This is a genomic window from Kitasatospora sp. NBC_00374 (genome assembly GCF_041434935.1).
Classification (GTDB): Bacteria; Actinomycetota; Actinomycetes; order Streptomycetales; family Streptomycetaceae; genus Kitasatospora.
The window spans coordinates 484,543-497,013 of sequence record NZ_CP107964.1 but is presented as its reverse complement, the minus strand read 5'-3'; the positions used below and the strand labels follow the sequence as shown (position 1 = coordinate 497,013).

The 12,471-nt window shown below is 72.9% G+C and carries 12 protein-coding genes; 5 read left to right on the top strand and 7 right to left on the bottom strand.

Annotated features, from left to right (window positions below; translation table 11 throughout):
* Positions 1-146 precede the first annotated feature (146 nt).
* The 7 genes from OG871_RS02250 to OG871_RS02220 form a co-directional block, all read right to left on the bottom strand.
* Positions 147-1,115, bottom strand: coding sequence for a LysR family transcriptional regulator (locus tag OG871_RS02250; protein WP_371493856.1), 969 nt, complete (start codon positions 1,113-1,115; stop codon positions 147-149).
* Between the two features lie 455 nt (positions 1,116-1,570).
* On the bottom strand, positions 1,571-2,149 hold the full coding sequence (locus OG871_RS02245) for a Pycsar system effector family protein (protein ID WP_371493855.1): 579 nt from the start codon (positions 2,147-2,149) through the stop codon (positions 1,571-1,573).
* Entirely contained in the window at positions 2,146-3,405 is a 1,260-nt protein-coding gene (locus OG871_RS02240) for a hypothetical protein (RefSeq protein WP_371493854.1), read from the bottom strand. Before OG871_RS02240 ends, OG871_RS02245 begins: the two co-directional genes overlap by 4 nt.
* Positions 3,402-5,579 (bottom strand): hypothetical protein, encoded by a 2,178-nt coding sequence (locus tag OG871_RS02235; RefSeq protein WP_371493853.1) that lies wholly within the window; start codon positions 5,577-5,579, stop codon positions 3,402-3,404. Before OG871_RS02235 ends, OG871_RS02240 begins: the two co-directional genes overlap by 4 nt.
* Positions 5,580-5,584: 5 nt before the next feature.
* Positions 5,585-6,355 carry a hypothetical protein gene (locus OG871_RS02230; RefSeq protein WP_371493851.1) on the bottom strand — a complete coding sequence of 257 codons (771 nt, stop codon included), beginning with the start codon at positions 6,353-6,355 and terminating at the stop codon, positions 5,585-5,587.
* A 4-nt stretch (positions 6,356-6,359) separates the two neighbouring features.
* On the bottom strand, positions 6,360-7,244 hold the full coding sequence (locus OG871_RS02225; protein WP_371493850.1) for a Crp/Fnr family transcriptional regulator: 885 nt from the start codon (positions 7,242-7,244) through the stop codon (positions 6,360-6,362).
* A gap of 190 nt (positions 7,245-7,434) precedes the next feature.
* Complete coding sequence (locus OG871_RS02220) at positions 7,435-8,040, bottom strand: TetR family transcriptional regulator (RefSeq protein WP_371493849.1); 606 nt, start codon at positions 8,038-8,040, stop codon at positions 7,435-7,437.
* A 107-nt stretch (positions 8,041-8,147) separates the two neighbouring features.
* Between OG871_RS02220 and OG871_RS02215 the strand changes: the two genes are divergently transcribed.
* From OG871_RS02215 to OG871_RS02195, 5 genes are all read left to right on the top strand, one after another.
* Positions 8,148-9,740, top strand: coding sequence for a CocE/NonD family hydrolase (locus OG871_RS02215; RefSeq protein ID WP_371493848.1), 1,593 nt, complete (start codon positions 8,148-8,150; stop codon positions 9,738-9,740).
* A 30-nt stretch (positions 9,741-9,770) separates the two neighbouring features.
* Positions 9,771-10,217 (top strand): DUF6069 family protein, encoded by a 447-nt coding sequence (locus OG871_RS02210; protein WP_371493847.1) that lies wholly within the window; start codon positions 9,771-9,773, stop codon positions 10,215-10,217.
* 95 nt (positions 10,218-10,312) lie between these two features.
* Entirely contained in the window at positions 10,313-10,780 is a 468-nt protein-coding gene (locus OG871_RS02205) for a cupin domain-containing protein (protein ID WP_371493846.1), read from the top strand.
* 149 nt (positions 10,781-10,929) lie between these two features.
* The gene (locus OG871_RS02200) at positions 10,930-11,100 is read left to right on the top strand and encodes an AMP-binding protein (RefSeq protein ID WP_371493845.1); all 171 of its coding nucleotides are present in this window, start codon (positions 10,930-10,932) and stop codon (positions 11,098-11,100) included.
* A 2-nt stretch (positions 11,101-11,102) separates the two neighbouring features.
* The gene (locus OG871_RS02195) at positions 11,103-12,428 is read left to right on the top strand and encodes a long-chain fatty acid--CoA ligase (protein ID WP_371493843.1); all 1,326 of its coding nucleotides are present in this window, start codon (positions 11,103-11,105) and stop codon (positions 12,426-12,428) included.
* Positions 12,429-12,471 lie beyond the last annotated feature (43 nt).

Sequence of the window (12,471 nt, the reverse complement as noted above, 5' to 3'; positions counted from 1 at the left end):
TGACGACGTGAATCCTGACACCGGATCAGCCATCAGAACAATGTCACAGGTCATATGACATCAGTAGGGCCTGGCATAACACCTTTACGGCTCCATGGCAGAGGGACCGGCAGTGGCAGTGGGCGCGGACGGGTCGGGGCCGGGCCTTACTGGCCGGCCGAGCCCGAAGGGCGGTACGTGCGGGCGGCCCAGGCGCGGAAGTGCGGCGAGCCGGCGATCAGGCCCCGGTAGGCGGAGGTCGCCGCGCCGAACAGTGACTCCACCACCTGGTCGCTCACCGCCGCCCGCCGCCAGACCAGCAGGTGCCGGAACCAGATCGGCGTACCCGCCAGCGGTCTGACCACCACATCGGCGAGTGGGCGGGTGGTCGCCTGGACGATGGAGATCCCGAGGCCGGCCGCGATCAGCTCCTGCAACTCCAGTCGGCCGCCCAGGAACTCGTGCACCGTCGCCGGTGAGAAACCGGCAGCCGCGCAGGCACCGTGGAAGACCGCGTGCCAGCCCGCCCCGTCGTCCGGGGTCAGGAACCAGGTCTCCGCCGCCAGGTCGGCCAACGCGATCTCGGTCCGGTGCCTGAGCCGGTGGCCGGCCGGCAGCGCCACGAACGTCGGCTCGGTGGCGATGCTCCGGTACGCGAGCGCCGGCGAGTGCCGCAGCTCCCGCCCGGGATAGTCCACCGCCAGAGCGGCATCGGCCCCGCCCCGCTCCAGCAGCTCGACGATGTCCGAGGACCGGTAGACGCTGCTCACCGTGAACTGCAGGTCGGGCCGCTGCCGCCGGGCCCGGGCCAGCAGTCCCGGCAGGACGGGGGAGAGGGTCGCGGCCAGCCGCAGTACCCGGGGAGCCTGTGCGGCGTCCCCGGCCCCCCGGCGGCCCAGACGGTCGGCGCGGGCCAGGACGTCGCGCGCGGCCGCGAGCACCTCGACGCCGAAACAGGTCGGAACCACGCCCGAGGCCGCCCGCTCGAACAGCGGAGCGCCCAGATACCGCTCGATCCGGCGCAGTTGGGTGCTGGTCGCCGGCTGGGAGGCCCCGAGCAGCGCGGCCGCCCGACCCACACTGCCGGTGTCCGCGATCGCGCACAGCACCCGCAGGTGCCGAAGCTCCAACTCCATTGGCCCTCCTCGCCCGACGGCCCGCCCTCCCCGCCGGTGGCGTCGAACGGCCGCCGTTCGCCTGGTGCCATGGCGCGCGTGACATGGCACGCGTGACATGGCAATGGTCGGCCCACCTTCGCGGTGCGTACCTGCCACGTCAAGCCCGTTCCGCCCGCCCCGCCGCGGGACGGCGCCGGTTCGGCTCCCGTGACGGCGCCGCAGGCCGCGCCGCTGCCCCGGCCTGCGGCTTCGTCACGCACAGCGCCTGACACCCGCGGTCGCTCCGGCGCCGGCCCTCCGCGCCGCGCCGGGTACGGCCCTTCCGCTGCGTCCTACCGCTCGGCGCAGGCTCGCCGAGCGGTAGGAGGCGGCCGCCGAAGCGCTCGTCGAGCGTGGGTCCGCTGGGCGAGCCCCGTGCTGAACCGGCTGCCGGCGTCGACCGGTTCGGGCCCGGGTGGGTGTGTCGGCGGTGGTCAGGGCAGGCCGAGGACGGAGGTGAGGGCGGCGAGGATGGCGGCGCCGAAGGTGGCGGCGCCGAGGAGGACGCAACGGTGTTTGACCACGGCGATGCGGCTGGTCGCGCGGAGGGCGTCGAGGAGCGGGGGGAGAGGGTCACGGGCCATCAGGGTGAGGGCGGCGTGGAGGTCTGCGCTGTGGTCGGCGCGGGCCACGTCGCCGAAGTAGGTGATCGGCTCGCCCGGCCGCCAGCGGCTGCGCAGGGGGCGCGGCAGTACCACCCCGAGCAGGAAGAGCAGGGACGCCGTCCAGCAGACGGCGCCGAACCACCACAGGACGCGGGCGACGGCGGGAAGCTGGTCGGGGCTCCACTGACGTCCGGCCAGGACGGCGATCAGCGCCGCCCCGGTCGCGCCGACCGCGCCGAGCAGGATCGCCGCCTTGCCGTCCGCCCGGGCGATCTCCTCACGGACCCCGGCCAGGAGCGTCGCGGCCTGGTCCAGGCAGTCGACCGGGGGACGCTCCCGCCCCGCCTCGACCGCCCCCGCCGCCGCTGCCTCCACCTCTGCCGCCGGCGGCAGCGGGGGCGCGGTCACGGCTGGTACCCCGGCGGCGGATCGGCCGGCGGGTAGGACGGTGGCGGGTAGGACGGTGGCGGCGGCGCCGTCGGCCGATCCGGCGAGGGCAGCGGCGCGGCCTGCCGCGGCGCGAGCTGGAGCAGTTGCTGGAGGTGTTCCAGCGCCAGGCCCAGCGGTGCCTCGTACTCGTGCGGCTGGATGTGGCCCTGCTGGATCATCTGCGTGATCAGCTCGGCCTTCATCGAGGCTTCGTCCCGGTCGCGCTGGTTGAGCGCCGAGATCACGGCAGCCGCGTCGTCCGGGTTCTGCGCCAGCTGGAGGGCGAGCCGGGACACGTCGTGGGACTCGAGGTACGCCGCGTGGAAGGCGGCCGCGGACGCGGTCAGCTGTTGCTGCTGGGACTGTTCCAGCTTTCTCAGCTCGTGCCGGCCGGTGGTGGTGGAGATCGCGCGCCGCTGCTCCCGCAGGGTCGTCAGGTAGGCGGTGGAGCTCTGGTCGAGGGCGAGCCGGACGAGGCACCAGGTGTGCAGGCCGAGTTCGACGCCGACCGGCGCGCCGGAGAGCTCCTTGTTGACGGCCTCCTCCGCGTCCGCGCTGTGCTCGATGTCGAAGCGCCGGGTGACCGCGCGGATCCGGGACAGCAGCAGCGGTTCGAGCGCGGCGCGGATGTCGGTCAGGCCCTCCCGGACCACCCGGACCGGGTCGGACACCTGCCAGCCGAGGTCGATCACCGCGGTGAAGTGGAAGGCGTCGCCCTGGCTGGGGACGGCACTGTGCACCTGCAACGGGTGCCGGCCGAGGTCGACCTCGTAGTAGCTGCGGTAGACCCGCCAGGCTGGCTCGTTCTGCCGCTGGTCGCGGGCGGATCCGTTGGGGATCAGCTCCCCGCTCGGCGCCACGTAGAGGATCACGCTGGCGGCCGCCCCGGTCGGCTTGCGGATCAGGTTGTCCAGCCGGCTGAGCGGGCGCGGGCCGACGACCGGGTTGTTCATCGCCATGAACCGCGGCAGCGCCGCCTGCGGCACCCCGGGCGCCGGCGAACCGGCGAAGATGTCGCGCAGGAACTGCTGGGCGCCCTGCCAGGGTTGGGCGGGCGGCTGGGCCGGGTGGGGCTGCCAGCCCGGCGGCGGGTGCGGGGGCTGGTACGGCTGCGGCGCCTGTGGCCCGTACGCCTGCGGACCGTACGGTTGAGGGTCCGGTGGCCCGTACGGCTGCGGGCCCTGTGGCCCGTACGCCTCGGGCCCGGGCTGCGGTCCCCACTGCTGGTGCGTCATCCTCGCGTCCTCTCTGCGTCGCCGGGCTCGCCGACGACGACGGGCGTGTTCCCCGCGTACTGGGGGGCCGGGGCGGTGAGCGGGTGCCGCAGTTCGGCCAGTGCCTGGGCGGACAGCCCGCCGGCGCGTGCCACCTGCCGGAGCAGGTGGTCCAGGCGCGCGCGCTCCCGGTCGGTCTCGACCAGGGTCGGTAGGAAGGAGGTCAGCGCCACCACCAGACCGTGCCGCCGCTCCGCTCCGTGGAGCCAGCCGCGCAGTGCCTCCACCGCGGCGCCGCCGAACGGGGCGGATTCGAGCGCCGCCCGCCACAGCACCCGGACGGACCGGGCGGACTCGCCCTCGCCGAGGCCGATCCGCAGCAGTCGGGGCCACGGGTCACTGGCGTCGTCGCCGGTGTCCCACTCGAGCACGGCCAGCAGGAACGCCCGGAAGCAGGTGTCCCGGAGCTCCGGGGAGGGGTCGCGCGACCACTGGACCAGCGCGGACAGCACGGGACCGGGCCAGCCGCCCACCATCAGGGTGCCGAGCGTGCCCAGCACCACCTCCCGCAGCTGCTGCCGGGCCTCGTCCCGGGCGATCAGTTCGAGGTCCCGCAGCGCGGAGGACGGGTGGTCCACGCCGAACGTGGCGTAGGCGCGGGCGGCCGTCCAGCGGAGGGCGACGCCGCCGTCACGGCTCCAGTCCCGCAGCAGCCGCTGGACGAGGGGGAGCAGCCCGGCCTCGGCGGCGACCTGGAGCGACCAGGCGGCGAGCTGCCGCAGCCGAAGCCCGCTGCTCGCCGCCCAGGGCGCCACGAAGAGCTGGAAGCCGCTCTCGAAGTCGAGCGTGGTCAGCAGTCCCGCGGCCACCGCGGCGCGGACCCGGTGCAGGGGCGCCTCGGAGCGGGCGAGGCCGTTCAGCCACTCGGCGACGGGCTCGCGCGCCGCCGGGTGCTCCAGCCAGAGGTGGCGCAGGGTCGCCAGGCCCGCCCCGGGGTCGCGGAAGGAGATCTTGGTGGCGGGTACCCGGCCCCAGTCGGTGTCCTGGACGCTCGGCGCCTCGAACGCGTGGGCGAGCTCCAGCAGTCGCGCCCTGTCCCGGTCGAACCGGGGCAGACCGAGGTGCCGCTCGGGGTCCTCCGCCTGCCGCAGCACCAGGGTGAGCGCGTCGGACTCCGCGACGATCTGCTGGTAGGAGGCGTCTTCGAAGACGGCGAGGGCCAGCAGGAAGGCCTTGTCGCGCAGGTCCAACGCGGGATCGTCCAGCACCTCGGCGACCTGCCCGGTCGCGGACTCCGCCACGAAGCCGCCGAGCTGCTCCTCGCTCAGGTCTCCGTCGAGATGGCGGACGAGCAGGTCGGCGAAGTACCGCAGCCGTGCCGGGCCGTGATGCCCGGCCAGCAGCTGCGCGGTCTGCGGAAGTGCGAGCAGCCGCTCGCACTCGGGGCCGTCCGGCTCACGGCGGGCCGCCACCAGGGCCTGCCGGAGATGGGCGCGGAGCACCCGGTCGGCGTCCGCGGGCCGCCAGCGCACGGTGTGGACCCCGGAGACCGCCGCCTGCGGATCCAGGACGATCACCAGGAAGCTGCCGTGGGCGGCGAGCCGCTCCCCGAGCACCGCGATCCGGGCGCCGCGCAGCGGGTCGGAGGTCCGGGTGACCGGCTCCGCCAGCAGGTAGCCGCCCCTGGCCGTGGACTCCTCGGGGAAGCGGGCCAGGTCGGTGTCCGGGTCCAGCCGGAACACCTGCTCGTCGCCGACGGCGTGCAGCAGGCGCAGCGCCGCGGCCTTGCGGCCGGACCGGGGCGCACCCTGGAGCAGCAGGACGTGCCGTCGGCCGAGCTCGATCACCGCCTCGCCGTCGGCGGGACCGGAAACGTAGACCCCGGCCAGCGCGCGAAGCTCGTCCGGGCTCACCCGGCCCGGACGGGCGCCGGTGGCCTCGTTCGGCCGGTGGTAGTGGTAATGCTTGCCGCCGGTGAACTGGTCGCCGCCCACCGACTCGGCGTACAGCCGGTGTTGGCCGCCGTCTCCCTGCCGGGCGCCGCCCAGTTGGTAGAGCAGGTCGGGGCGGTCCGGGCGGTCGTCCTCCCGGGTGGGGGGAGCGGCGGCGTGCTCCTCGGTGTTCTTCGGTTCGGCCGCCGGCGCGGCCTCCTGTGCGGCCTCCGGTGCGCCGGCCGCCTTCTGCTGGGCCTCCATCGCGGTCAGACCACCCCGTGGTAGTGCTTGCCGCCGGTGAACTGGTCGCCGTGGACCACGCCCGCGTTGAGGGTGGTGGTGCCCGTGCCGCCCGTACCGCCGGTGCCGCTGTCCGGTGTGCCTGTGGGGGCGCCGGCGGATGCGGCCGGCGGAGCCACCGGCTGCTCGCGGCCGTCCGGGCGTGCCGGTGCCGCGAGCGGATCGAGGACCCACCGCGGATCGTGGACCCACAGCGGGACGAGGCCCTCCTTCGAGCTGAACTCGGTGCGCCGGAAGGACTCCTGCGCAATGCCCGGATAGCCGTGCCGGACGGTCGCGTGGTGGACGAACTCCGAGACGGCGACGGCGACCGGCCCGCCGGTCGCGCCGAGCGCGGCCCGCAGCGGCTCGGCGTCGAGCATCCGGAAGGCGGCGTCCAGGTCGGCCCCGCTCTCGCCCTCGGCGTCCCTGCGCACCTCCCCGGCGTGCAGGACGACCCGCAGCCGCACCCGGGTGCCCGGGCTCGCCAGCCGGTTCCGGGACGTCAGCTCGTCGGCGAGGTCGCGCAGGAGGGCGTGGAGCAGCCGGGGCTTGGGGACCGCCGGGTCGACCAGCACCATCACGCCGTCGCCCCGGTCCGCCGTGCGGTACTGGGTGTGTTCCGCGCCTGCCGTGCGGAGCGCCGCGTGGATCACCTCGTACATGGTGCGCCGGATGACGGGTTTCTCCAGATCGTCGCGGAGGCCCGACCCTTCGATGTCGGACAGCAGGATGGTCTGGTGGAGCGGGTCACTCACGGCGTTACTCCAGGCCGGTCGGGTCGGTCAGGTCGGTCGGGTCGGTCGTGTCAGTCAGGTCGGTCGGGTCGGTCAGGTCGGCCGCGCGCGCGGGACGGCCGGAGCGAAGCCCCCCGAGCCTCGCTCCGGACGTGTCGCCCATGCTCCTGCGGTCCTCCTCGCCGCGCGGTGACGGACGACGCGGAGGGTCTGTGACCGAGTGCACAGAGCCGGCGATCCGCCGCAGCACCTCGGGCCTCCGCACCACCACGCTGCGGCGGTCGGTGGTGACCACAGCGCGGTCCCGGAGGTCCTTCAGGACCCGGGCGACGGCCTCGCGCGAGGCGCCCACGGAGCCGGCGAGTTCGCGCTGGGAGAGCCCGATGGCGATGACGGTCCCGTCGGGCCGCTCCGTCCCGTGCTGTTCGGCCAGGTCGAGCAGCAGCCGGGCGAGCCGCTCGGGCACGGTGTGCGCGGCCGCCTCCAGCCGTCTGCGGTCGGCGATCCGCAGACGTTCGGCGAGGACGGCCACCAGGGCCAGCGCGGCCCCGGGTGTCCGTTCCAGGAAGGCCCGGAAGTCGGCGGATCTGACGGCGAGCAGCCGGGCGGCACTCATGGTCGAGACTCGCGCCGAGCGTGTCCGACCGTCGATCGCCGCCAGCTCGCCGACGACCTCGCCGGGGCCCCGCAGGGCGAGCAGCCCCTCGTGGCCGTTGGCCGAGGAGGCCGTCACCCGCAGCCAGCCGTCGATCACCAGCAGGATGTGGGTGGACGGTTCGCCCTCGTGCAGCACCACTGTGTCGGCCGCGACCGACTGCGGCAGCCCGAGCGAGCGCAGCTCGTCCCGGGCCGGCTCGTCCAGGCGTGCCAGATAGGGGACGCGGTCCCCGAGGCCGACCTGCGTGGCCACCAGTCCTCCCGGTTGCCGCGCGGACACCGACGATGATTCCTCTGCGAATGGGTCCTGACGCTATCTCACATCCGTTCCCCTGTCAGGGAATAGGTTCATCTGACGGGAGCGGCCGGGCCGGCGGCCGGAGGGAGCGGCAGGGACCGGCCGCCTGCATCCCGGATCTGCGGCAGAGGCCCGGCTCGGGTCGCTAACCGTCGCCGAGCCTCGTGGGGAGGGGGTCGGCGAGGTAGTGCTGGATGGTGGGGGCGAGGAGGTCGACGACGGTGTCGGCGGGGAGGGTGGCGATGTCGCCGACCTGCCAGATGTAGCGGTTCATGACCATACCGACGATCTGGGTGGCGACGAGGCTGGCGCGCAGGCTGCGTTCGGTATCGGGCAGGCTGTGGGAGACGACGGCCAGGACGAGTTCGGAGAACAGCTGCCGCAGGCGCTGCATGGCGGCGGGCTCCTGCGCGGCGGTGAGGATGATGGCGCGCAGGATCTCGGCGCGGACGGGGTCCTCCCACAGGTGCAGGGTGGCCTGGACGAACGCCCGTCCGCGCTGGTGGACGGGCTGTTCGGCGGCGGCGGCCACGGCTGCGCCGAACGCCTCGGGGGGTTGCATGACCGCTTCCAGCAGACCGGGCTTGGTGCGGAAGTAGTAGTTCACCAGACCGGGGTCGACGCCGGCGTCCTGGGCGACCGACCGCAGTGATGTCGCGGCGTAGCCGCGGGTGGCGAAGGATCTGCGGGCGGCGGCGAGGATCTTGTCCGCCTGCTCTCCGCGTTCTCCCCGGGGGCCTCGCCCAGTCACGCCGCATCACCTTCCGTAGCAGGTCGGAAGAGGACGTCCTTGCCCTCCCGAGAGTTTCAGCATACGCTGAAATTAGTTTCCACATGTGAGGAAATTAGGAGTTGATCATGCACACGCTCAAAGATGAGTGGATCGCGGCGTCCGACGGCGTCCGGATCTGCGCAGATGTGTACCTGCCGGACGGGGACGGCCCGTTCCCGACGCTGTACGCGGTGGCGCCGTACCAGAAGGACCTGCTGTACCTGCCGGCGGTGTCGATGTTCCGGTACGTCGAGACCGGCCCGCTCGACTACTGGACCGGCCACGGCTACGCGGTCGTGGTCGGCGACCAGCGCGGCACCGGAAGGTCCGAGGGGGAGTTCGAGCTGTTCGGGCCCGCCGAGCAACGCGACTTCTACGACACCATCGAGTGGATCGCCTCCCGGCCCTGGTCGACCGGGAAGGTGTCGATGATCGGGGAGAGCGCCTACAGCGTGAACCAGTGGCTGGCCGCCGCGCAGCGCCCGCCGCACCTGACCTGTGCGCTGATCTACAGCGGGTTCACGAACCTCTACCACGACGCGGTCTACCACGGCGGCATCTACTCCATGGGGTTCCTCAACTTCTGGTCGACCGACAACCTCCGGGCCGCCGCCACCATCGGCGGCACTCCGCCCCGGCCCGGCGGCATCACCGCCGACGTCATCGGCATGACCCTGGACCGGCCCGTCGTCGACGACTGGTGGGACGAGCGAGCGGTGAAGGTCGAGAACATCGACGTCCCGGTGCTGAACATCGCCTGGTGGTACAGCATCGGCCTGCATCTGCGCGGTCAGCTCGACGGCTACGAACGCCTCCAGCGCGCCGACAAGCGCCTCGTGGTGCTCGCCGGCACCGACAGCCACGAGCGCTACTACCGACCCGAGTTCCTCGACACCTACATCCGCCCCTGGTACGACCACTGGCTCAAGGGCATCGACAACGGCGTCATGGACGGCCCGCCGGTCCGCATCCAGGTCGCCAACTCCGGGCGCCCGCTGCAGGAGGAATCCGAATGGCCGCCCCGGCGCGCCGAGCCGACCACGTACTACCTGCACCCCGAACCCGCACACGCCGTCCGCTCACTCAACGACGGCAGCCTCACCACCACCCCGCCCACCGGGCCGACCGGACAGCCGACCGTCTACGACTACCCCAACCCCGAGTGGACGGTGGGCACCACCGTCATGACCGACGGCATCCCACAGCCCACCCGCGGCATCCTCACCTTCACCACCCCACCCCTGGAACGAGACACCGAGGTCACCGGGAAGATCACCCTGGTGCTGTACGCGGAGTCCGACCAGACCGACACCGACTTCCACGTCAAGGTCTCCGAGCAGAAGGCCGTTCCGAAGCTCAAGCAGACCCTGATGCGCAAGGTCGCCAAGAACGTGCCGCCGCGCTCCGTGATGGTCACCCGCGGCTGGTTGAAGGCCTCCCACCGCACCCACCCTCCCCAGCCGATCGAGCCGGGGACGGTCGTCCGCTACGAGATCGACGTCTGGCCGACCTCCTACCTGTTCCCCAAGGGCAGCCGCATCCGCCTGGAGATCGCCAACGGGGACTCCCCGGTCGCCGACGGCCTGTTCCACCACTACTACGGCCACCAGGTGGGCCGCAACCTCATCCACCACGACGCCGACCACCCCTCCCACCTCGTCCTGCCCGTCATCCGCTGACCCCCCGACCCTTCCCACGGAGCGACCACCATGGCCACCCCCTCGTCCTCACCGACACCGTCCGCTCCTCGGCGCACCGAGGCCCCCGGCCGCGTGCTGCGACCTGCTGCCATCGGCATCGGCCTCCTCGCGAACCTCACCTACGTCATCGTCCTCAGCGACGTCGCCGGATACGACCTCAGAGCTCCCGCGGTGTTCGGCCGGCCGACCCAGTCCGTCCTGATCGGCGTGGTGATCGCCGCCTCGGTCGTCCCGGCGCTGCTCGGCTGGGGGCTCCTGGAGCTGCTGGAACGATTCGTCCCACGGCGGGCCACCGTCATCTGGGCGGCGCTCGCGGTAGTGGTGCTCGTCGGCGGTCTTCCCTACAACGGGGCCGGTGTCACGACGACCGACCAGATCCTGCTGGCCGGGATGCACCTGATCGTCGGCGTGGCGGTGATTCCCGCCTTCGTTCTCACCTCGCGGCTCCGATCCTGACGTCGCCTCAGGCCGCCCGAGGAGCTCGGGGCGCCATCGTCTGCGCCTCGAAACCCCCTGCCCCCGCAACCCGCCGCACCCGCCCGGAGACCACCATGACCATGGCCTACCTCGCCCAACCCGACCAGCAGCAGACCCTCGAATGGCTCCACGGCGGACTGTTCACCATTCTGCTCGACAGCCAGGCCACCGAAGGACGGCTCAGTGTCGGACGGTTCGACATACCCAAGGGCGAGGCCCCGCCCTTCCACGTCCACACCCGCGAGGACGAGGTGTTCCTCCTCCTCAAGGGCGAGGCGCTCGTGTGGGTCGGGGACGAACGCCACGAACTGTCCGAAGGCGGCATCGTCTACCTGCCCCGCAACATCCCCCATGGCTACCGCATCACGTCCGACCGCGCAGACCTCCTCCTCATGGCCACCCCCGCAGGGATCGAGGAGATGTTCCGGCACGCCGGACGCGACATCACCACCCCCCGCCCCGACGGGTTCGAGATCACCAAGGAGAAGCTCGCCGAAGCCGCCGCCTTGCGCGGCAACCTCATCATCGGACCACCTCGCTGACCATCCGTTCTCAGCGTGTCCGGCCCCGACCCCGCCGTCCGCGTGGTGGTGATCCCCGCATTGGTGATCGCTGCGCCGCCGGAGCGTGCCCGACCACGTCGTCGCCCGCTCGATCCACCCCCGTCCAGTCCGAACCCGAGGAAACCGCCATGACCAACCTCGCCACCCTGCTGACGGGCTCCGCGTCGGCCCGCGGCGCCCGGATCGCAGTACGGCACGGGACCACCGCGCTGACCTACGCCCGACTGGACGACCTGAGCGCACGGACGGCCGCGCTGCTCCAGGCCCGCGGCGTCCGCCCGGGTGACCGGGTGGCGTGATCATGCCCAACGTGCTGCACTTCCCCGTCGCCTACTACGGCATCCTCCGCGCGGGCGCCGTCGTGGTGCCGATGAACCCGCTGCTCAAGGCCGGCGAGATCGCCTTCACCCTGCGCGACTGCGGCGCCCGGACGGTGCTGACCTCGCCGATGTCGGCGGGCGAGGCGGCCGAGGCGGCCGCCGCCACCGGAGCCGACTGCCTGGTCGTCGAACCGGACGGCTTCGACGAGCTGCTCGACCGCGTCGAACCGCTGCGCGCCGTCGCCGAGGCGAAGGACACCGACCTCGCGGTGATCCTCTACACCTCGGGCACCACCGGCACGCCCAAGGGCGCCGAACTGACGCACCGCAACCTCCTCAGCAACACCGCCACCGCCGTGCAGACGCTGTTCCACGTCGGCCCCGGCGACGTGCTCTTCGGCGGCCTGCCCCTGTTCCACGCCTTCGGCCAGACCTGCGCCCTCAACACGGCCGTGGCCGCGGGGGCCACCCTGACCCTGCTCACCCGGTTCGACCCGGCGGCGGCGCTGGAGACCATCCGCAGGGACGCCGTCACCGTCCTCCTCGGCGTCCCGACGATGTACGCGGCGCTTCTGCACGTCGGGCTTCCCGACGATTTCGCCGCCCCCCGCCTGCGCCTGGCCGTCTGCGGCGGTGCGTCGCTCCCGGTCGAGGTGCTGCACGGCTTCGAGCGACGTTTCGGCGTCGCCGTGCTCGAGGGATACGGCCTTTCCGAGACGTCGCCGGTGGCCGCCTTCAACCCCCCGGACGGCCCCCGCAAGCCCGGCTCCATCGGCCTGCCCGTCCGCGGCGTCGAGCTCCGGCTGGTCAGGGAGGACGGGACGACGGCCGGGCCCGACGAGGTCGGCGAGATCGCCGTCCGCGGGGAGAACCTGATGGCCGGCTACCACAACCGGTCGCGCGCCACCGCGGAGGCGATCCGCGACGGCTGGTTCCACACCGGCGACCTCGCCCGGGTCGACGAGGACGGCTACTACTTCATCGTCGACCGCAAGAAGGACCTGATCATCCGCAGCGGCTACAACGTCTACCCACGCGAGATCGAGGAGGTCCTGTACCAGCACCCGGCGGTCGCCGAGGCCGCCGTCGTCGGAGTACCGGACCCGCTGCTGGGGGAGGAGATCGCCGCAGTCGTGGTCCTCAAGCCCGAGGCGCACGCCACCGCGGAGGAGATTCGCGACCACGTGAAGTCACGGGTGGCCGCCTACAAGTACCCGCGGGTCGTCACGTTCACCGGTGCACTCCCCAAGGGGCCGACCGGCAAGATCCTCAAACGGGAGATCGTCATCACCCCGGTCGAGTCCTGACCCGGGCCGGCCTCCGCCCGATCACGGACGTCGACACCCCCGG